This is a genomic window from Pseudomonas sp. D3-10, from assembly GCF_051132175.1.
GTDB lineage: Bacteria > Pseudomonadota > Gammaproteobacteria > Pseudomonadales > Pseudomonadaceae > Aquipseudomonas.
Map to the genome: position 1 here is coordinate 5,066,020 of NZ_CP071668.1, position 19,656 is coordinate 5,085,675.

The following is a 19,656-nucleotide window of genomic DNA, read 5'->3' on the forward strand; positions in this document are numbered from 1 at the left end:
CTGTCGCGAGCAGGCTCGCTCCCACATTGGTTTCTGTGTGGACCACGAAATCATGGAACACCGATGAAACGCCGCCTCGCCCTCGTCCTCGCCCTGCTCCCCACCCCCGACCTGCTGGCCAATACCTTCGAACGCGACCAGGCCCTCAAGCTGCCCGACATCCTCATCAGCGCCAACCGCCAGGTAGAGGCCCGCAACGACAGCAGCGCCGCCAACACGGTATTCACCCGTGACGACATCGACCGCCTGCAACCGGCCAGTGTCACCGACTTGCTCAGCCGCGTGCCGGGCGTGCAAGTGGCGCCATTGGGCGGGCGCGGCAGCCTGCCGGGGATTTACATCCGCGGCACCAAGTCGGCCCAGAGCCTGGTGTTGGTGGACGGCCAGCGCATCGGCAACGCCACCTCTGGCGACAGCAACCTGCAACGCCTGAATATCAACCAGATCGAGCGGGTAGAAGTGTTGCGTGGCTCGCGCTCGGTGATCTACGGCGCCGATGCGGTGGGCGGGGTGATCCAGATCTTCACACGGCGCGGCAACGATCAAGGGCTGCAACCACGCCTGCACCTGGGTATTGGCAGCCACCAGACCTGGGAGCGCAGCGTGGGCATGTCCGGAGGCGACGAGCAGACGCGTTTCAACCTCGGCGCCAGCCTGGACGAAACCGCAGGAAGCAATCGGACCCACGAGTCCTACGCCAGCGACCGAGACGCCGACGCCAACCGCAACCGGTCCTTCAGCCTGAGCTTGAGCCATGCCGCCAGCGACGATCTGGAGCTCGGCCTGAACCTGCTGGATAACCGTGGCAAAAGTGAATACGACAACCCGTTCGGCCGCTTCGACCCCAGCACCTTCGAGTCCTTGCCCCAGCAGCCGTACAGCGAGTTTGCGGTAAGCAGTTTCAGCAGTTACGCGGACGCTCGGATCAACGACGCCTGGACGTCCCGCCTCGAACTGAGCCACAGCGAGAACCGTGAGAAAACGTTCGACAAGCTCAGTGATGTTCGCGAAGTCTTCAACACCTACCGCGATTCGGTGAATTGGCAGAACGACGTGACACTGGACGAGCGCAACAGCCTGATCGTGGGCGGCGACTGGTATCAAGACCGGGTCAACAGCAGCACGCCGTTCGAGGAAGACAGCCGCTGGAACCGCGCGGCGTTTATCCAGCATCGCTTCCAGGCCGAAACCTTCTCGACAGAGTTGGGCCTGCGCCGCGACCAGAACCAGCAATTTGGTGGCCAGAACAGTTGGAGCGGCACCTTCACCTTGCCAGTGAACTCAGACAACGACGTATTGCTGACCTACAGCGAAAGCTTTCGCGCCCCCACATTCAACGACTTGTATTACCCGGACTTCAGCAACCCAGACCTGAAACCCGAAACGGCCAAGAGCTACGAAGTGCAATGGCGCAGCCAACTGAGCGACAGCGCGCGCCTGGAGGCTTCGCTGTACCGCACGGACCTGGAGGACGCGATCATCTTCGGCAGCGGCTCACGCCCGCAGAACGTTGCGTCGGCGCGGATCAATGGTTTCGAAGCGGCCTTGCGGCAGGAATTGTTCGGTTGGCAGGGCAACCTGGGCCTGGCCTTCATCGACCCACGGGACCGTGACAGCGGCCACACCCTGGCCCGCCGCGCTCGTCGCACGTTGAGCCTGGACCTGGACCGACAATTCGATCGCCTGGGTTTCGGCGCCACCTGGCAAGCGGTGAGCAGCAACTATGACGACGAAAACAACCGCAATGCCCTGAGCGGCTATGCCCTGCTCGGGTTGCGCGGCAGTTGGGCGCTGAGCCGGGAAGTGAAGTTGGAGATGAAGGTGGATAACCTGCTGGACAAAGGTTACAGCCGGGCGCTGTATAGCCATGAGGGGTTGCAGCACGGGTATCGGGAGGAGGGTCGGGCATGGTTGTTTGGGGTGACCTGGACCCCGGAATTTTGATCCGGAATCTGTTGTGCCTGGGCAGCCCCCATCGCGAGCAGGCTCGCTCCCACAATTTGATTCGATGTGAATCCAAAATCAGCGGCGCTACGAATCCTTGTGGGAGCGAGCTTGCTCGCGATTGAAGGCACCGCGGTCTACCGGTCGGGCGCAATCAACCCGCACAGCCGCGCTGTCGCCTCGATCATCTGCCCACTGGGCCGCTCCAGCCCTTTGTCATCCACCAGCAAAAGTCGCCCCTGCGCCACCGGCCAGGCTTTCCAGGCATCGAGCTGTGCCTGATCCGTGGCGAGGATCATCTGCGGCTGGCGCTGCAGTACCGATTCCACACTCACTTGCGGCGCCGGTACGCTCAGGTCGGCGAACACATTGCGCGCGCCGCATATCGCCAAGGCGTCACTGATGATCTGCCCACCGCCGACGGTATACAGCGGCCGGTCCCAGACCTGATAGAACACCGGCACAGGCCTCTCCCGTCGGTAGCGTTGGCGTAGCGCCTCCAGGCGCTGGCGCAGTTGCGCCGCTCGCTGCACGCCCCGCTCCGGGCGGCCGAGTTGGGTGGCTATATCTTGAATTTGCGTAATGAGTTGATCGAGATCGTGGGGCTCGGCGATGTAGATCGGGATGCCCAACGCCTTGAGCTGCTGGCGCTGGGCCGGGCCCACGCTGCCTGGCCAAAGCAGGAGCAGATCGGGCTTGAGGCTGAGCAGGCGCTCCATATCCAGTTGGCCGTAACGCCCAACGGAAGGCAGCTCTTTGAGGGCCGGCGGACGTTCACCACCGTCCAACACACCTACAAGCAGGTCAGCGGAGTCCAGCTCAACGACTATTTCAGAAAGCGAGGGCGCCAGGCTGACAACGCGCGAAGCCGCCATCGTCGAGGCGCTAGCGGCCAGCAGGAGGACCGCCAGCCAGAGACGCATCAACCGAGCTGACGCGGGATGCGATACAGGTAGAACAGCACGGCGGTGGATAACGCCAACAGCATCAGCGGCACCGCTTCGAGGCCGACGAATACCGCCAACGCGCCAATCCAGGCCGGCAGGCCTGCCACCAGGAAAGCTGCGCGACGCCGGGCTGCCAGGGTGATCCAGGCCTCGGGTTCTTCAGGCGTATCGAGGGATTTATGCGTGGCGATCAAGGCGTTTTTATAGCCGCCAAAAAACCGCAGGCTGACAAACATCGACGCGACGCCCGCGATGAATAGCGGCATCGCCAGCACCGGCAGGATCGCCTCGCCCTGACCAAATACCGTGTTGATCACAAATAATGGCAGCAAGGCCAGCGCCAGGTACTGCCACCAACTGACGGCCAGCCGCCGCCGAACCTGGCCGCGCGTCACGCCCGGTCGACCTCGCCCTGGTGCTCGTTGCCCATCATGTGGTCGAGTTTGCTGGCTTTGGTCGCCAGGTAGAGCTTGTTGTGAGGGTTGTGGCCGGTGTGCAGCGGCACGCGTTCAGCCACCGCGATGCCCATGTCGGTCAGTGCCTTGACCTTGCGCGGGTTGTTGGTCATCAACCGCAAGGCCTTGACGCCCAGGTGTTCCAGCATCGGCAGGCAGATGCTGTAATCGCGCAAATCGGCGGCGAAGCCGAGGCGCTCGTTGGCTTCCACGGTGTCGGCCCCGCCGTCTTGCAATTCATAGGCACGGATCTTGTTCAACAGGCCAATGCCGCGCCCTTCCTGGCGCAAATACAGCAGCACGCCGCGACCTTCACGGGCGATGGCTTGCAGCGCGGCTTCAAGCTGCGAGCCGCAATCACAGCGCTGGCTGAACAACGCATCGCCCGTCAGGCATTCGGAGTGCAGGCGACCGAGTACCGGAGCGCCGTCGGCGAAATCACCCAGGCTCAGCACGACGTGCTCGCGACCGGTGGCTTCATCGAGAAAACCATGCATGGTGAATTGAGCAAAAGGCGTTGGCAGCTTGGAAGCGGCAACAAAAACGACAGGCACCGGTGTGCTCCTGATCTAGTACTCGAGATTCGCAGAGGCGGGCATTGTAACAGCACGATCCGATGGGCGCTTAGGCTGAATTATCACGCATAACCATCGAAAAGTTTGATCACAACTTCGGTGGTTTGCCGTGCTCGTCGAAGGGATAGGGTTGATTCCAACGCTCGAAAATCGGTTTCAGCTCACCGCTCTTCACTAACACTTCCATGCGTCGGTCGAACAGCGCACGCAGCACGCGACCGTTTTCGTTGTCGGCGAAGCCCAGGTACAGCGGTAGATTGATCAGCGGCGACATTTTGAATTGCTGGGGATCGTCGGCCTTGGCGAGCACCTCCTCGATCTCCATGGAAGCATCGATATAAAAATCGGCACGGTCATGGGCCAGCATCGGCAGGATTCCCACGGCGCGATGAATTTCGTTGAAACGTCGTACGTTGGGCAGGTAGTTGTCGTACTCGTAGCCGCGCATCCACACCAGTCGATAGTTGCCGATGGTGGCTAACGTTGGGGACGGCTTGGAGGCCAGTCCGAGGGCATAGATATGATCAACATCGTAGTGCCACTTTGGGTAAAGCACTCCTGCGGACTCATTCCGATAGGCGCCGACCTGCACATCGACCTCGCCGCGCTGCACCAACCCGATCGAGCGCGTGTAGGGCACGCTACGGGTTTCCAGCTTGACGCCTTCGGGCTCGAATACCGCGCGCAAAAGCTCCCACCCCATGCCCTGCCCATCGGCCTGTGTGTAATCGGCCCACTCTTCACTGGCGGCGCGAATCTTGCCGGGCAGCGGCGCCGACTCGGCCACCCGAACGCCGAACAACGCTCCGATACACAGCAACAGCAAAAGTGCGCGGCTTACGCCCATGCCTCGTTCCCTCAGGTGAAACACCACACCAACCCTTGCATTGCAAGCCAGGCAAAAACGCCGGCCAACACGTCGTCAAGCATGATGCCGACACCCCCGTGTACCTTCCGGTCGATCCAGCGGATCGGCCATGGCTTGAGGATATCGAAGAAGCGGAACACCAGGAAACCGGCCAACAGCCATTGCCAACCTTCAGGCACCAGCCACAAGGTGATCCACATGCCGACCATTTCGTCCCAGACGATGCCTTCGTGGTCGTGTACCCGCAGGTCATCCGCCACTTTGCCGCACAGCCAGAAGCCGAACAGCATGGTGATGCCCAGCATCAGCCAGTAGCCCCAATCCGGCAACATCTGCCACAACGGTATAAAGGGTAGCGCAACCAGCGAGCCCCAGGTGCCCGGCGCCTTGGGCAAGGTACCCGAACCGAAGCCGAACGCCAGGAAATGCCAGGGATTGCGCCAGACCGAGGGCGGAACGAATTCGGCCGGTACCTGGTTGGGATGATCTGTCACGGTGTCTCCCCAAAATGTTGATAGCCCCGTGTTTGCGGGGTGATGTCGCGCCCGAGGTCGTCAACCAGCATGACGCCCTGCCCCTGCGTGACACTGCCGACCACATGGATCGGCCAGCCTTCGGCCAGAAGTGCCGACAATCGGACCGACGGCAGGGTGAACAGCAATACATAGTCGTCCCCACCACTCAGGGCGGCGTGTTGCGCGCCTGACGGGCCGAGCAACGCCAGAAGTGCATTGGACAGCGGAAGCCGGTCACGTTCAACCGTCAACGCCACGCCGGACGCCAGCGCGATATGCCCACAGTCGGCCAGCAGGCCGTCGGAAATGTCCATCGCCGCGCTGGCCTTGCCCCGCAGTGCCAGGCCGAGGTCGATCTGCGGTCGCGGCGCCCAGTAATGGCCCAGCAATGGCTCGGCGACTGCAGGCTCAGCGCTGCGCTGGCCGAGGACCAGCGGCAACGCGCCGGCGGCATTGCCCAGCTCACCGCCGACACACAGCAGATCGCCGGGCTGCGCGCCGCCGCGGGTCAAGGCCTGGCTGGACGGGACGCGGCCGAACACGGTCAGGGTCAGGCTCAGGGGCCCCCGCGTGGTATCGCCGCCCACCAACGCGACGCCGCATGCCCGGGCCATCTGACTCAAACCCTGGGCATAGGCTTGCAGCCAATCGGCGGCAACCATCGGCAAGGTCAGGGCAAGGGTAAAGGCGAAAGGGCTCGCGCCCATGGCGGCCAAGTCACTGACCGCCACGGCCAGCGAGCGCTGGCCGAGCAGGAACGGATCGCAAGGATCCGGGAAATGCACACCGGCGACCAGCGTGTCGGTGGAAACCGCCAGCTGTTCCCCGGGAGGGACGGCCAGCAAGGCGCAGTCGTCGCCGATCCCCAGCGCAACGCCCTCGCCGCCCTGCGCGCATGGCGCAGCGGCGAAGTAGTTACGGATCAGCTCGAATTCACCCATAGTCAGTCGTCACAAACGCCAATCAGCGCTTGAACGCCTTCACTTCGGCTTCACGCAGGCGCGGGGCGAGCTTGTCGAGCACACCGTTGACGAACTTGTGGCCGTCGGTGGAACCGAAGACTTTCGCCAGCTCGATCCCTTCGTTGATTACCACGCGGTACGGCACGTCGACGCGCTGCATCAGCTCCCAGGTGGACAAGCGCAACACGGCGAGCTCGACTGGGTCCAGCTCATCGATGGTCAGGTCCAGGCAAGGTGCCAGTGCGTTGTCGATTTCAGTCTTGTGCGCGGGGACGCCGTGCAGGATCTCGCGGAAGTACGCACCATCGACATCACTGAAATCGTTATCGACGCGAAACTGCGCTTCGATCTCGTTCAGCGATTGCTTGGCCATATGCCACTGATACAGGGCCTGGGTCGCGAGCTGACGGGCTTCGCGGCGCTTGACGCTTTTCGAAGGCTTGCCGGCGTCCGCAGGCTTTGGATCGCGCGGGTTGAAACGATCGCTCTCGTCGCTAATCACTTGGCCTCCAACTGCGCCAGCAGGCTGACCATTTCCAGGGCGGACAAGGCAGCTTCGGCACCTTTGTTACCGGCCTTGGTGCCGGAACGTTCGATGGCTTGCTCGATGGAATCAACGGTCAGCACGCCGAAAGCGACCGGCACGCCGAACTCCATGGACACCTGGGCCAGGCCCTTGGTGCATTCGCCGGCCACGTATTCGAAGTGCGGAGTACCGCCACGAATGACCGCACCGAGGGCGATGATTGCCGCAAATTCGCCCTTTTGGGCGACTTTCTGCGCAACCAGCGGGATTTCGAAGGCGCCAGGCGCACGGATGATGGTGATGTCGCCTTCGCTCACGCCATGGCGAACCAGCGCATCCACCGCGCCGTCGACCAGGCTTTCAACCACAAAGCTGTTGAAACGGCCGACTACCAGCGCGTAGCGGCCCTTGGGGGCGATGAAGGTACCTTCGATGGTCTTCAGGGTCATTCGTCAGATCTCTTAAAGAGCCGGAGCACGTTCGATACGCGCTCCTCAGTGATATTAGCCACGAATACAGGGCGGGAAATCCCGGGCCATTATTCGGAGGGCACGTATTCTACAACTTCCAGGTCGAAACCGGATATCGCATTAAATTTCATCGGCGCGCTCATCAGACGCATCTTGCGCACGCCCAGGTCGCGCAGGATCTGCGAACCGGCGCCGACAATGCTGTAGGTGGTCGGTTTTTTCACCGGTTGCTGCTCGGTGGTCTCACGGATGTGGGCCAACAGCACGTCACCATCGAGTGGATGTCCCAGCAACAGCACCACGCCGCTGCCCGCCTCGGCCACGGCGGCCATGGCCGCGCGCAGGCTCCAGCGGCCCGGTTGCTTGACCATCAGCAGGTCGCGCAGAGGGTCCATGTTATGCACGCGGACCAGGGTCGGCTCTTCAGCACAAACAGTGCCCAGGGTCAGCGCCATGTGCACGTCGCCTTCCACCGAGTCGCGGTAGGTCACCAGGTTGAACTGGCCCAGTTCGCTGTCCAGCGGCTGCTCGGAAATCCGCTGAACGGTACGTTCGTGGATCATTCGGTAGTGAATCAGGTCGGCGATGGTGCCGATCTTGATGTTGTGCTCGGCGGCGAACGCTTCCAGCTCGGCGCGACGGGACATGGTGCCGTCGTCGTTCATCACTTCGCAGATGACGCCGGCGGGCTCGAAGCCGGCCATGCGCGCCAGGTCGCACGCCGCCTCGGTATGGCCGGCGCGGGCCAGGGTGCCGCCGGCCTGGGCCATCAACGGGAAGATGTGGCCGGGGCTGACGATGTCTTCGGCCTTGGCGTCGGCGGCCGCGGCCGCTTGTACGGTGCGCGCGCGGTCAGCGGCGGAGATACCGGTGGTCACGCCCTCGGCGGCCTCGATGGACACGGTGAACTTGGTGCCGAAGCCCGAGCCATTGCGCGGCGCCATCAGCGGCAGCTTCAGCAGCTCGCAGCGTTCGCGGGTCATCGGCATGCAGATCAGGCCACGGGCGTGCTTGGCCATGAAGTTGATGTGTTCGGCCTTGCAGCATTCGGCGGCCATGATCAGGTCGCCTTCGTTCTCGCGGTCTTCGTCATCCATGAGGATGACCATCTTGCCTTGGCGGATGTCTTCAACCAGTTCTTCGATGCTATTGAGCGCCACGCGGCACCCCCTTGGGTCAGGATTTGAGGTAGCCGTTAGCGGCCAGAAAGCTTTCAGTGATATTGCCGGCTGCTGGCTCCGCGGCCTTGTCGCCCAGCAGCAGACGCTCCAGATAGCGGGCCAGCAGGTCGACCTCCAGGTTGACCCGACGACCAGGCCGGTACGAGGCCATGATGGTTTCGCTCAGGGTATGGGGGATGATCGTCAGCATGAACTCAGCGCCGTCCACCGCGTTGACCGTCAGGCTGGTGCCATCGACGGTGATCGAGCCTTTATGGGCGATGTACTTGGCCAGCTCTTTCGGGGCCCGGATACGAAACTCCACGGCCCGGGCGTTATCGGTACGCGAGACCACTTCGCCGACACCGTCGACGTGGCCGCTGACCAGGTGCCCGCCGAGGCGCGTGGTCGGCGTCAGGGCTTTTTCCAGGTTGACCGGGCTGCCACTCTTGAGATCGTTCATCGCGGTACAGTCGAGGGTTTCGCGGCTGACGTCAGCCAGGAAGCCATTGCCGGGCAGCTCGACGGCAGTCAGGCAGACGCCGTTCACGGCGATGCTGTCGCCCAACTTGACGTCGCTCAGGTCGAGCTTGCCGGTTTCGACATGCACCCGCACATCGCCGCCCTTGGGGGTGAGTGCGCGGATACTGCCGATGGATTCGATGATGCCGGTAAACATGGAGTCCTCCTCGAGAACGGGCCGCCGCTTGAGCGAAAGCCGGGAATTATACGCTGGCCGATGAAACGGGAACGGCGATGACTCGCCAGTCATCGCCCACGGCGCGGATTTCGGTGATTTTCAGCGGCGCGGCGTCCTTCATCTGCGCCAGCGGCCAGTCCAGCAGCGGTCGCGCCGAGGAGCCCAGAAACTTGCCGGCGATGAAAATCTGGAACTCGTCCACCAGGCCCTGACGGGCAAAGGCTCCCGCCAGGCGCGGGCCGGCTTCCACCAACACTTCGTTGACGCCTCGGGCCGCCAACTCCGCCAACAGGCGGCGCAGATCGACCTGACCGTCGTCACCCGCCACGATCATGCATTCGGGGCCGTTGGCGTACTGTTCTTCCACCGCCATGCAGGTAGCGACGAGCGCCGGGCCGGCCCTGAAAAACGGCGCATCCAGCGGCACTCGCAAGCGGCCGTCCACCAGTACCCGCAGCGGCGGACGGCTCATGGCCAACGCGGTCTGCTCGGCGTCCAGCCCGAGCTCGTCGGCGCGCACGGTCAGCCGGGCATTGTCCGCCAGCACCGTATCGGCGCCGGTCAGCACCACGCTGGCCTGGGCCCGCAGGCGTTGTACCGCCGAGCGCGCGGCGGGGCCGGTGATCCACTGGCTCTCGCCACTCTCCATGGCGGTGCGGCCATCAAGGCTCATGGCGAGCTTGACCCGCACGAACGGCAGGCCATGTTCCATGCGCTTGAGGAAACCTTCATTGAGCTTGCGCGCTTCGCCTTCCAGCACGCCGCTTTCTGTGGCGATGCCGGCCTGGGCCAGCCGCTGCAGGCCGCGCCCGGCGACTTCCGGGTTCGGGTCTTGCATCGCGGCCACCACCCGCGCCACCCCGGCGGTGACCAACGCATCGGCACAGGGCGGTGTGCGCCCATGGTGGCTGCACGGTTCGAGGGTCACGTAGGCCGTGGCGCCCCGGGCATTTTCACCGGCGGCGCGCAGGGCATGGACTTCGGCATGGGGTTCGCCAGCGCGGATGTGCCAGCCTTCGCCGACGACTTCGCCGTCCCGCACGATCACGCAACCCACCCGTGGGTTGGGATGGGTCGTGTAGTGACCGCGTCGCGCCAATTCCAGGGCGCGGGCCATGTAATGGGCGTCGAGGACGGCTTTTTGCGCCGGGCTGGTCATTCTTTCACCGGCTCGCGGGCCAGGCGGTCGATTTCCTCGCGGAACTCATTGAGGTCCTGGAAACGCCGGTACACCGAGGCGAAACGGATGTAGGCCACTTCATCGAGCTTCTGCAGCTCGGCCATCACCAGCTCGCCGACCACCAGGGATTTGACCTCGCGCTCGCCGGTCGCCCGCAGCTTGTGCTTGATGTGCACCAGCGCGGCTTCCAGGCGTTCGACGCTCACCGGGCGTTTTTCCAGGGCGCGCTGCATGCCGGCGCGCAGTTTTTCTTCATCGAACGGCTGGCGACTGCCGTCGGTCTTGATCAGGCGCGGCAACACCAGTTCAGCGGTCTCGAACGTCGTGAAACGTTCGCCGCAGGCCAGGCATTCGCGGCGGCGGCGGACCTGTTCGCCCTCGGCGACCAGTCGCGAGTCGATGACTTTGGTGTCGTTGGCACCGCAGAAGGGACAGTGCATGGTGGGCAGGCAACAAAAAAAGGGAGGGCCATGGTAGCGCATCCCACTGGCAAGACAAGCCATAGGGTTTACGGTATACAGACGGGCTTAACGCCAGATCCATCGAATTCACCTTGCTGGAGCCACCCATGCCGCTACGACCCATTGTTCTGCTCAGTCTCTTCAGCCTGCTGATGGCGTGCAGCAGCGACGCCCCGAAACCCGCCGCGCCAGCCCCGGCGCCCGCGCCTAAACAGGCTCAGGAAAAGGCCCGCCAAGCCACCGAGCTTGGGCCGCTGCCGGCGCATCAGCGAGAACTGAGCGGTACCTTGCAAGGCGTGCCGGCAGGGGCCGAGGTGGAACTGGCGCTGCTGGTGATCGATGACAAGGATCGCCCGCAGCAACTGCTCGCCAGTTCCAGCCTGATCGGCACCAACCAGGCACTGCCCTTCCGCCTGCGCTTCAACCCCGAAGCCTTCCCCGTTGGCGCCCGCGTGGAACTGCGCGGCCGGGCCAGCCAGTCGGGCCAGTTGATCCTGCACCTGCCGGAGCAACGCATCAGCCAACCGACCACCCAGGCGCTGGGCGTCCTGCAATTCGTCAAAGCGCCATGAGGCCACCGCAGGACCTGCAACAAGCGCTGGACGAGTTACTTGGCGATGCACGTTTGGTGGCCTGTGCGCTGCCGGACACAGACTTGAAGCTGTGGTTGATCGACGGCGACAACATGGACCGAGCCTTCAGCCCGGAAGAAACCCGGCGCATCCTCCACGAGCCGCCGTATTGGAGCTTCTGCTGGGCCAGCGGCCTGGCGATGGCGCGCTATCTGGCCGAACAGCCACAATGGGTCGAGGGCAAGCGAGTGCTGGATTTCGGTGCCGGCTCCGGCGTGGCGGGCATTGCGGCGGTCAAGGCCGGGGCGCTGGAAGTGGTGGCCTGCGACCTGGATCCGCTGGCGCTTGCCGCGTGCCAGGCCAATGCAGTGCTTAACGGCGTGACGTTGGGTTATTCGACGGATTTTTTCGCCGAGGCTGATCGCTTCGATCTGATCCTCGTCGCCGACGTGCTCTACGACCGGGCGAACCTGCCGCTGCTGGACCAGTTCCTCAGCCGTGGCCGCGAGGCACTGGTGGCGGATTCCCGGGTGCGGGACTTCCAGCATCCGCTGTACCGACGCATCGAAATGCTCGAGGCCATGACCTTGCCGGACCTGGCTGAGCCGGAGGAGTTTCGGCATGTGAGCCTGTACCACGCGCGGCGCTTGTCTTAAAGCATCGCGAGCAGGCTCGCTCCCACATAGAACTTTGTTCAGTTCATGAAAAATGCAGGCAGCATAAAACACGGTGGGAGCGAGCCTGCTCGCGATAGCGGTCTATCAGGCGCCGCAAGCCCCCGCTTTCAGCCACCCCCACCAAGCCGTATAGTTGCCCCATTCAAGCGTTCTACGAGATTCCCCATGACCCAGGACACGTCTTACATCTTCGACGCCACCACGGCCGATTTCGACCAGTCGGTGATCGCCAACTCTTTTCAAAAACCGGTGCTGGTGGATTTCTGGGCCGAGTGGTGTGCGCCCTGCAAGGCACTGATGCCCATGTTGCAAGGTATCGCCGAGAGCTATCGGGGCGAACTGCTGCTGGCCAAGGTCAACTGCGACGTCGAGCAAGACATCGTCGCCCGCTTCGGCATTCGCAGCCTGCCGACCGTGGTGCTGTTCAAGGACGGCCAGCCGGTGGACGGCTTCGCCGGGGCTCAACCGGAATCGGCGGTGCGGGCGATGCTCGAACCCCATGTGCAGATGCCGCCTCCAGCCGCAGCCGACCCTTTCGAACAGGCCCAGGCGCTGTTCGATGAGGGCCGCTTCGCCGATGCCGAAGCCGTGCTCACCGTGTTGCTGGGCGAAGACAACACCAACGCCAAGGCGCTGATCCTTTACGCACGTTGCCTGACCGAGCGCGGCGAGCTGGGCGAGGCACAAACAGTGCTCGACGCCGTGAAAAGCGATGAACACAAGGCCGCACTGGCTGGCGCCAAGGCGCAGATCCAGTTTCTCGGCCTGGCCAAGGATCTGCCGGACGCCGCCGACCTCAAGGCGCGGCTGGCGAAAGATCCTCAGGACGACGAGGCGGTGTATCAACTGGCGATCCAGCAACTGGCGCGCCAGCAGTACGAGCCAGCGCTCGAGGCGCTGCTCAAGTTGTTCATCCGCAATCGCAGCTACAGCGAAGGCCTGCCCCATAAGACGTTGCTGCAAGTGTTCGAACTGCTGGGCAACGATCACCCGCTGGTGACGACCTACCGTCGCAAGCTGTTCGCCGCGCTTTACTGACCGATCCAGCTGTAGAGCGGCGTATCCCCGCCGCTCAGCACCTTGACCTCGGCGCTGTGGCGCAGGCGCACCAGCAAGCGCTTGCCTGACGAGGCGCTGCCGGTCAGGCTCTCAAGCTGTTCGAGCAAGTCCGGGCCGCTCAGTTGCCCGGCCTTGCGCAACAACTCCCGGGCGATCTGCCACTGGGCGTCATCCTGATTCGTCGACTTGGCGGGCGCCGCCGCCGCGCCTTCGGACTTGGCCACTTGCAATCGCGCGCCGAGCTGCGCCCAGTCGCCTTCATCCATCTCTATCGTCAAGTCCACCGGCCAATCACCGACCGTCCCGCGTATCCGCAACATCAGCGTGCTCCTGAAGATTTCATCTGCCCATGCTCCCATGGGCCTTGCGCGACGCCAAGCAGATGGTCAAACTCCTCGCACTATCGTTATAAGATTACATAACCTTTCTGGAGATTCGTCATGCGTCGTTTGCTTCTTGCCCTGCCATTCGCCCTGCTGCCATTGGCTGTCGCTCACGCGGCGGTGGAGCATGACCACGATCATGAGCATGATCACGAGCACGGCAGCCTGGGCGCCCATGAGCACGGCGTCGCCCGGTTGAATGCGGCCCTGGATGGCCAGACCCTGGAATTGGAATTGGAAAGCCCGGCGATGAACCTGGTGGGCTTCGAACACGCCGCCAGCAGCGATGCCGACAAAGCCAAGGTCGCCGCCGTGCGGGCGCAGCTGGATAAACCCCTGGCGTTGTTCAACCTGCCGGCCGCCGCCAAGTGCACCGTGGCCCAGCAGGAATTGGAAAGCCCGTTGTTCGGTGATGAGCCGGACCACGAAGACCACGACGAAGAGGCAGATGGCGACGAGCACCATGGCGAACACAGCGAGATCCACGCCGACTATCAATTCACTTGCACGGCCCCTGGCGCCTTGAAGAACCTGGACCTGGCGACACTGTTCAAAACCTTTCCGGCCACACAGAAAATTCAGGTACAACTGATCAGCCCGAGCGGCCAGCAAGGCGTGGAAGTGACGGCCAAGGCGCCAGCCCTGAAATTCTGATTCACTGCCCCCCTGTGGGAGCGAGCCTGCTCGCGAAGGCGCCGGCACATCCAAACCGATGTTGACTGACTCACCGCATTCGCGAGCAGGCTCGCTCCCACAGGAATTCCCGTTAACCTGAAAAACCGGCGATATGACCCAAGCACTCATCGAACTGTCCGACCTGGGCTTCAGCTGGCCCGGGCATCCGCCACTGCTGGACATCCCGGCGTTTCGCCTGGATGCCGGCGAAACCTTGTTCCTCAAAGGGCCGAGCGGCAGCGGCAAGACCACCTTGCTGGGGCTGTTGGGCGGTGTGCAAACGCCGGATCGCGGCAGCATCCGCCTGCTTGGCCAGGAGCTCACCGAATTGGGCGCGGGCAGCCGCGACCGCTTTCGCGTGGACCACACCGGCTACATCTTCCAGCAGTTCAACCTGCTGCCGTTTCTCTCGGTGCGCGAGAACGTCGAACTGCCTTGCCATTTCTCGAAATTGCGCGCGCAACGGGCCATCCAGCGCCACGGGAGTGTCGATCAAGCCGCCGCCACATTGTTGGCCCACCTGGGGCTGAACGATACGAACCTGCTGGAGCGCCGGGCCGACTCGCTGTCCATCGGCCAACAACAACGGGTCGCCGCCGCTCGGGCCTTGATCGGCCAACCGGAACTGGTGATCGCCGACGAACCGACCTCAGCCCTGGACTACGACGCCCGGGAAAACTTCCTGCGTCTGCTGTTCGCCGAATGCCGCGAAGCCGGGTCGAGCCTGTTGTTCGTCAGTCACGACCAGAGCCTGGCGCCGCTGTTCGACCGTCACCTCTCGCTGGCCGATCTGAATCGCGCCGCCAAGCCACTCGAGGTCTGAGATGTATTTGCTCCGTCTAGCCATGGCCAGCCTGGCGAACCGTCGCTTCACCGCGATCCTTACCGCTTTTGCCATTGCCCTCTCGGTGTGCCTGTTGCTCGCGGTGGAGCGAGTGCGCACCGAGGCGCGGGCCAGCTTCGCCAGCACCATCAGCGGCACCGACCTGATCGTCGGCGCCCGCTCCGGCTCCGTGAATCTGTTGTTGTACTCGGTGTTTCGCATCGGCAACGCCACCAACAACATCCGCTGGGACAGCTTCGAGCAGTTCGCCAACAACCCGAAAGTGAAGTGGGCGATCCCCATGTCCCTTGGCGACTCCCATCGCGGTTACCGGGTGATGGGCACCACCGAGGCCTACTTCGAGCATTACCAGTACGGCCGCCGGCAACACCTGGCGTTGGCCGATGGCCGCGCGTTCGCCACCGACCCATTCGAAGTGGTGCTCGGCGCGGAAGTGGCCGAGGCGCTGCATTACAAACTCGGGGAAAAGCTGGTGCTGGCCCACGGCGTGGCGGCGATCAGCCTGGTCAAGCACGACGACAAACCCTTTACCGTGGTGGGGATTCTCAAGCGCACTGGCACGCCGGTGGATCGCACGCTGCACATCAGCCTCGGCGGCATGGAGGCCATCCATATCGATTGGAAAAATGGCGTGCCGGCCCAGGGCAATGGGCGCATCAGCGCCGACCAGGCCCGCAACATGGACCTCACGCCGAAAGCGATTACCGCGTTCATGCTTGGCCTCAACAGCAAAATTTCCACGTTCGCCTTGCAACGCGAGATCAATGAGTTTCGTGGCGAACCGCTGCTGGCGATCCTGCCGGGCGTGGCGCTGCAAGAACTGTGGAGCCTGATGGGCACGGCGGAAAAAGCCTTGTTCGTGATCTCGCTGTTCGTCGTGCTGACTGGCTTGATCGGCATGCTCACGGCGATTCTCACCAGCCTCAACGAGCGGCGCCGGGAGATGGCGATCCTGCGTTCGGTGGGCGCGCGGCCCTGGCATATCGCGAGCCTGCTGGTACTCGAAGCCTTCGCCCTGGCATTGGCCGGGGTCACCGCCGGGCTGGCCTTGTTGTACATCGGCATCGCCGCCGCCCAGGGTTATGTGCAGTCGGCCTACGGTTTGTACCTGCCATTGGGCTGGCCGAGCGAGTATGAATGGGCGCTGCTGGCTGGCATTCTGGTCGCCGCCCTGCTGATGGGCAGCGTGCCGGCCTGGCGCGCCTATCGCCAATCGTTGGCCGATGGCCTGTCGATCCGTTTATGAGGACGTTGAAAATGCCCCGCGCCCTGCTTGCACTGTTGATGATGGTTTCCCTGCCGCTGTGGGCGGCCGAGCCGAGGGACCTGGCCTGGTCGGAGATGATCCCACCAGATGCGACGCCGGAAGTGCCGAACATGACGCCCCTGCACGACCTGTCGAAGATGAGCGATGCCTTGGCCGCCGAATCCGCCCCGGCGGCCAAGCAGGACCTGCCCAATGCCCCGGTGGTCAAGGCCCTCGATGGCCAGCAGATCCGCTTGCCCGGTTATATCGTGCCGCTGGAAGTCAGCGAGGAAGGCCGCACCACCGATTTCCTGCTGGTGCCGTATTTCGGCGCCTGCATCCACGTGCCGCCCCCGCCGTCGAACCAGATCGTGCATGTGAAAAGCGAAGTCGGGGTCAAGCTCGACGAGCTGTACCAGCCGTACTGGGTCGAAGGGCCGATGCAGGTCAAACCGTCCACCAGTGAACTGGCCGATGCCGGGTATCAGATGGAGGCGCAAAAGATTTATGTCTATGAACTGCCGGAGTGACCCCGCAGTGATGCGTTGTTTTTGCGATAGCTTGCTCGCGATGGGCTTCATCACATTTTCATTGAGCTGAGTCAAAAGACCGGACCAGACGGCTCCGTACCATGGGACATCAATTTTCGATTCCTTCTGGAGCCCCCATGCACAAGTCTCTGCTCAGCGCCTCCCTCATCGCGCTAGCCCTCGCTGCGCCGTTTGCCCAAGCCCATACCGCCGGCGACATCATCGTTCGCGCCGGCGCGATCACGGTCAACCCGGACGCCGACAGCTCCAGCGTCAAGGTCGACCGTGGCCCGCTGGCCGGCGCCGACCTGGGCGGTAAGGCGACCCTGAGCAGCGACACACAGTTGGGCCTGAACTTCGCCTACATGCTCACCAACAACTGGGGAATCGAATTGCTGGCGGCCTCGCCATTCGAGCACGACGTGAAACTCAAGGGCACCGCACTCGGCGCCGCCAACAACAAGCTCGGCACCCTCAAGCACCTGCCGCCGACCCTGAGCCTGGTCTACTACCCGCTCGACGCCAAGTCGGCATTCCAACCCTATGTCGGCGCCGGCATCAACTACACCTGGATCTATGACGAACACGTCGGCAGCGAAGCCAGCGCCAATGGGTTCAGCAACTTTCGCGCGAAAAACAGCTGGGGCATGGCGTGGCAAGTCGGTGCCGACTATATGCTGACAGACAACATCATGATCAACGGCCAGATCCGCTACATCGACATCGATACCACGGCCTATGTCGACAACAACGCCGTGGCCGGCGGTACGAGGGCCAAAGTGGACGTCGATGTGGACCCGTTCGTCTACATGGTTGGGTTGGGTTACAAGTTCTGACCCCACACGACATTGACATGCCTACACACCCCGTGGCGAGGGAGCTTGCTCCCGCTGGACTGCGAAGCAGGCCCGACGAATTTGCGACCGCTTCGCGCCCGAGCGGGAGCAAGCTCCTTCGCCACAGGTTTCACTTGCCACAAAAGCGATGCATGACTTACAAAAAAGGCGCCCCGAAAGGCGCCTTTTTTTCGGCTGCGAAACTCAGCGCCCCAACAACCGCGCCAGCCCCACGCTCATCGGCGTCTGCTTCGGGACGTTGAAGCGCTCCAGTAAACGAGCATTGTTTGCCCGCGAATGGCGGATATCGCCGGAGCGCGCCGGGCCATGGCTGATCGTAGGTAAATCGCCCACCACCACGGCCAGGGCCTGGAGCATCTGCTTCAAGGTCGTGGCCTGGTTCCAGCCGACATTCACCGCGCCGACCTCCACTTCCGGTTTTTCGATGGCCTGGACCAGCACGTCCACCAGATCCTCAACGTAGACGAAATCCCGAGTCTGCTCGCCGTCGCCGAACACGGTGATCGGCAGGCCTTTCTGCGCCCGTTCGCTGAAGATACTGATGACGCCTGAATACGGCGAGGATGGATCCTGGCGCGGACCATAGATGTTGAAGAAGCGGAACACCACCGGCTCCAGTTCATGCTGGCGACGATAGAAGTCGAAATAGAATTCGCTGGCCAGTTTGTCTGCCGCATAAGGCGTCAACGGCGCCTTGGGCGTCTCTTCGTCGATGGACTGGCCTTCGCCATTGTTGCCGTAGACCGCGGCGCTGGAGGCGAACAGCACCCGCTTCACCCCGGCCTGGCGCATGGCTTCGCAGACGTTCAGGGTGCCGATGAAATTGCTCTGGTGCGTGCGCACCGGGTCGTCCACCGAGGCTTGCACCGAGGCCACGGCGGCCAGATGCGCCACGGCGCTGCAACCGGCCACGGCCCGGGCGACCAGCGCGGCGTCGGCGACATCGCCCTCGATCAGCTCCAGAGCCGGGTTATCCAGCGGCAGGTTGCTGCGCTTGCCAGTGGACAGGTCATCGAGAATGCGCACCGAATGCCCTTTGGCAAGCAAGGCGTCGGTCAGGTGCGAACCAATGAAACCCGCGCCGCCGGTGATGAGAACTGGGCCTTCAGCCATGGCGATAGAACCTATCCAGTAGGGCCGGGAGTGCGGCGCGCCAGGCGCGGGGCTTGATCCCGAAGGTGTGCAGAATTTTCTTGCAGGCCAATACCGCGTGCTGCGGTTCTTCCGCCGCGTCCGGCCTTGCGGCGTGGGCCTGGGGCGTCGGCGACTCGATGGCCAGCGGGTGCAGGGCGCGGGCTTCGGTGAGGATCGCCTGGCCCAAAGCCAGCGGCGTGGTCGCCTCATGCCCGGCGTAATGATAGGTGCCCCACAGCGGCGCCGCGCAATCGAGTTGCTTGAGCACCGAAATGATCACCCGCGCGGCATCGTCCACCGGCGTGGGGTTACCCCGACGGTCGTCGGCCAGCAACAACTCTTCAGGCTGCTCGGCCCGGGCCAGGAAACGGCCGAGGATGCCGTCGGCGCTGTCGTCCAGCAGCCAGCCAAAACGCAGCAGAACATGTTGCGGGCAAGTGGCGCGCACGCTTTGCTCGATGCGCCACAACGCCTGGCCACGCAGGCCCAGGGGCACCGGTTCATCCTTTTCGCTGTAGGCGGTGGCGCGGGAGCCGTCGAACACGCGATAGCTCGACGGTTGCAGCAAGACAATGTTGTGATGCTGGCACAGTTCGGCCAGGCGCTCGACCGCCCGCTCTTGGCTGGCCAGGCGTTGCTCGCTGACGGTTTCGGCCTGGAACCAGTCGAAGTAGTACGCCAGGTTGATCAAGGCGTCCGGCCGGGTGTCGTCGAGCAACTGCGTGAGGCTCGCGGCATCCCAGCCGTCTTCGGGGGGGCGGGGGGCGAGAAAACCGATGTCTTCTTCCGCACCGAGGCGAATCAGCGCCTGCCCAAGGGCATTTCCGCCGCCCAGTAACATAAGGCGCATTCGCATAAAGTCAGCAGGCCCAGTCTGTTGGCACAAGAATTTGGTCGACAACGCCCGAGGGCGTCG

General features: G+C 63.3%; 24 protein-coding genes. 9 read left to right on the top strand and 15 right to left on the bottom strand.

What is annotated here, in order from left to right:
* The first annotated feature begins 63 nt into the window (after positions 1 to 63).
* On the top strand, positions 64 to 1,944 hold the full coding sequence (locus tag J3P90_RS22950; RefSeq protein ID WP_434675443.1) for a TonB-dependent receptor domain-containing protein: 1,881 nt from the start codon (positions 64 to 66) through the stop codon (positions 1,942 to 1,944).
* A gap of 137 nt (positions 1,945 to 2,081) precedes the next feature.
* Here J3P90_RS22950 and J3P90_RS22955 read toward each other — a convergent pair whose 3' ends face one another.
* The 12 genes from J3P90_RS22955 to nrdR all read right to left on the bottom strand — a co-directional run bounded on the left by J3P90_RS22955 (position 2,082) and on the right by nrdR (position 10,742).
* On the bottom strand, positions 2,082 to 2,867 hold the full coding sequence (locus J3P90_RS22955) for a cobalamin-binding protein (RefSeq protein ID WP_434562080.1): 786 nt from the start codon (positions 2,865 to 2,867) through the stop codon (positions 2,082 to 2,084).
* On the bottom strand, positions 2,867 to 3,286 hold the full coding sequence (locus tag J3P90_RS22960; protein ID WP_434675444.1) for an MFS transporter: 420 nt from the start codon (positions 3,284 to 3,286) through the stop codon (positions 2,867 to 2,869). The genes J3P90_RS22955 and J3P90_RS22960 overlap by 1 nt, the downstream gene beginning before the upstream one ends.
* Positions 3,283 to 3,900 (bottom strand): GTP cyclohydrolase II, encoded by a 618-nt coding sequence (gene ribA, locus J3P90_RS22965; protein ID WP_420767557.1) that lies wholly within the window; start codon positions 3,898 to 3,900, stop codon positions 3,283 to 3,285. The genes J3P90_RS22960 and ribA overlap by 4 nt, the downstream gene beginning before the upstream one ends.
* Before the next feature lie 109 nt (positions 3,901 to 4,009).
* Positions 4,010 to 4,768, bottom strand: coding sequence for a substrate-binding periplasmic protein (locus tag J3P90_RS22970; protein WP_420767556.1), 759 nt, complete (start codon positions 4,766 to 4,768; stop codon positions 4,010 to 4,012).
* 11 nt (positions 4,769 to 4,779) lie between these two features.
* Positions 4,780 to 5,283: a phosphatidylglycerophosphatase A family protein gene (locus J3P90_RS22975; protein ID WP_420767555.1), complete on the bottom strand. Its 504-nt coding sequence runs from the start codon at positions 5,281 to 5,283 to the stop codon at positions 4,780 to 4,782.
* Positions 5,280 to 6,245, bottom strand: a complete 966-nt coding sequence (gene thiL / locus J3P90_RS22980) for a thiamine-phosphate kinase (RefSeq protein ID WP_420767554.1) — start codon at positions 6,243 to 6,245, stop codon at positions 5,280 to 5,282. The genes J3P90_RS22975 and thiL overlap by 4 nt, the downstream gene beginning before the upstream one ends.
* A 22-nt stretch (positions 6,246 to 6,267) precedes the next feature.
* Positions 6,268 to 6,768, bottom strand: coding sequence for a transcription antitermination factor NusB (gene nusB, locus J3P90_RS22985; protein WP_039594265.1), 501 nt, complete (start codon positions 6,766 to 6,768; stop codon positions 6,268 to 6,270).
* Entirely contained in the window at positions 6,765 to 7,241 is a 477-nt protein-coding gene (ribH, locus tag J3P90_RS22990) for a 6,7-dimethyl-8-ribityllumazine synthase (RefSeq protein ID WP_039594266.1), read from the bottom strand. The genes nusB and ribH overlap by 4 nt, the downstream gene beginning before the upstream one ends.
* Positions 7,242 to 7,330: 89 nt before the next feature.
* A complete protein-coding gene (ribBA, locus tag J3P90_RS22995) occupies positions 7,331 to 8,422 on the bottom strand; it encodes a bifunctional 3,4-dihydroxy-2-butanone-4-phosphate synthase/GTP cyclohydrolase II (RefSeq protein WP_420767553.1) in 1,092 nt (363 codons plus the stop codon).
* A gap of 16 nt (positions 8,423 to 8,438) precedes the next feature.
* The gene (locus tag J3P90_RS23000) at positions 8,439 to 9,101 is read right to left on the bottom strand and encodes a riboflavin synthase (protein ID WP_420767552.1); all 663 of its coding nucleotides are present in this window, start codon (positions 9,099 to 9,101) and stop codon (positions 8,439 to 8,441) included.
* 46 nt (positions 9,102 to 9,147) lie between these two features.
* The gene (ribD, locus tag J3P90_RS23005; protein ID WP_434675445.1) at positions 9,148 to 10,281 is read right to left on the bottom strand and encodes a bifunctional diaminohydroxyphosphoribosylaminopyrimidine deaminase/5-amino-6-(5-phosphoribosylamino)uracil reductase RibD; all 1,134 of its coding nucleotides are present in this window, start codon (positions 10,279 to 10,281) and stop codon (positions 9,148 to 9,150) included.
* Positions 10,278 to 10,742, bottom strand: a complete 465-nt coding sequence (nrdR, locus tag J3P90_RS23010) for a transcriptional regulator NrdR (protein WP_013694316.1) — start codon at positions 10,740 to 10,742, stop codon at positions 10,278 to 10,280. The genes ribD and nrdR overlap by 4 nt, the downstream gene beginning before the upstream one ends.
* A 128-nt stretch (positions 10,743 to 10,870) precedes the next feature.
* Between nrdR and J3P90_RS23015 the strand changes: the two genes are divergently transcribed.
* The 3 genes from J3P90_RS23015 to trxA all read left to right on the top strand — a co-directional run bounded on the left by J3P90_RS23015 (position 10,871) and on the right by trxA (position 13,050).
* Positions 10,871 to 11,335: a YbaY family lipoprotein gene (locus J3P90_RS23015; RefSeq protein WP_434675446.1), complete on the top strand. Its 465-nt coding sequence runs from the start codon at positions 10,871 to 10,873 to the stop codon at positions 11,333 to 11,335.
* Positions 11,332 to 11,991 carry a class I SAM-dependent methyltransferase gene (locus J3P90_RS23020; RefSeq protein ID WP_420767549.1) on the top strand — a complete coding sequence of 220 codons (660 nt, stop codon included), beginning with the start codon at positions 11,332 to 11,334 and terminating at the stop codon, positions 11,989 to 11,991. The genes J3P90_RS23015 and J3P90_RS23020 overlap by 4 nt, the downstream gene beginning before the upstream one ends.
* A gap of 186 nt (positions 11,992 to 12,177) precedes the next feature.
* Entirely contained in the window at positions 12,178 to 13,050 is an 873-nt protein-coding gene (gene trxA, locus J3P90_RS23025) for a thioredoxin (protein WP_434609276.1), read from the top strand.
* Here the strand turns inward: trxA and J3P90_RS23030 are convergent.
* On the bottom strand, positions 13,044 to 13,391 hold the full coding sequence (locus J3P90_RS23030) for a hypothetical protein (protein WP_434675447.1): 348 nt from the start codon (positions 13,389 to 13,391) through the stop codon (positions 13,044 to 13,046). The genes trxA and J3P90_RS23030 overlap by 7 nt on opposite strands.
* 120 nt (positions 13,392 to 13,511) lie before the next feature.
* Here J3P90_RS23030 and J3P90_RS23035 point away from each other — a divergent pair, with 120 nt between their 5' ends.
* From J3P90_RS23035 to J3P90_RS23055, 5 genes are all read left to right on the top strand, one after another.
* The gene (locus J3P90_RS23035) at positions 13,512 to 14,108 is read left to right on the top strand and encodes a DUF2796 domain-containing protein (protein WP_434562068.1); all 597 of its coding nucleotides are present in this window, start codon (positions 13,512 to 13,514) and stop codon (positions 14,106 to 14,108) included.
* A 133-nt stretch (positions 14,109 to 14,241) separates the two neighbouring features.
* A complete protein-coding gene (locus tag J3P90_RS23040) occupies positions 14,242 to 14,952 on the top strand; it encodes an ABC transporter ATP-binding protein (RefSeq protein ID WP_434562066.1) in 711 nt (236 codons plus the stop codon).
* A 1-nt stretch (position 14,953) separates the two neighbouring features.
* Entirely contained in the window at positions 14,954 to 16,219 is a 1,266-nt protein-coding gene (locus tag J3P90_RS23045) for an ABC transporter permease (RefSeq protein ID WP_434675448.1), read from the top strand.
* A gap of 11 nt (positions 16,220 to 16,230) precedes the next feature.
* Complete coding sequence (locus tag J3P90_RS23050; RefSeq protein WP_434675449.1) at positions 16,231 to 16,749, top strand: DUF3299 domain-containing protein; 519 nt, start codon at positions 16,231 to 16,233, stop codon at positions 16,747 to 16,749.
* Positions 16,750 to 16,886: 137 nt separating this feature from the next.
* Positions 16,887 to 17,585, top strand: a complete 699-nt coding sequence (locus tag J3P90_RS23055) for an OmpW/AlkL family protein (protein WP_420767542.1) — start codon at positions 16,887 to 16,889, stop codon at positions 17,583 to 17,585.
* A gap of 204 nt (positions 17,586 to 17,789) precedes the next feature.
* Here J3P90_RS23055 and J3P90_RS23060 read toward each other — a convergent pair whose 3' ends face one another.
* Together J3P90_RS23060 and J3P90_RS23065 are read right to left on the bottom strand one after the other, a co-directional pair.
* Positions 17,790 to 18,719, bottom strand: a complete 930-nt coding sequence (locus tag J3P90_RS23060; protein WP_420767541.1) for an NAD-dependent epimerase/dehydratase family protein — start codon at positions 18,717 to 18,719, stop codon at positions 17,790 to 17,792.
* Positions 18,712 to 19,596, bottom strand: a complete 885-nt coding sequence (locus J3P90_RS23065) for a sugar nucleotide-binding protein (RefSeq protein ID WP_420767540.1) — start codon at positions 19,594 to 19,596, stop codon at positions 18,712 to 18,714. Before J3P90_RS23065 ends, J3P90_RS23060 begins: the two co-directional genes overlap by 8 nt.
* Positions 19,597 to 19,656: the final 60 nt, after the last annotated feature.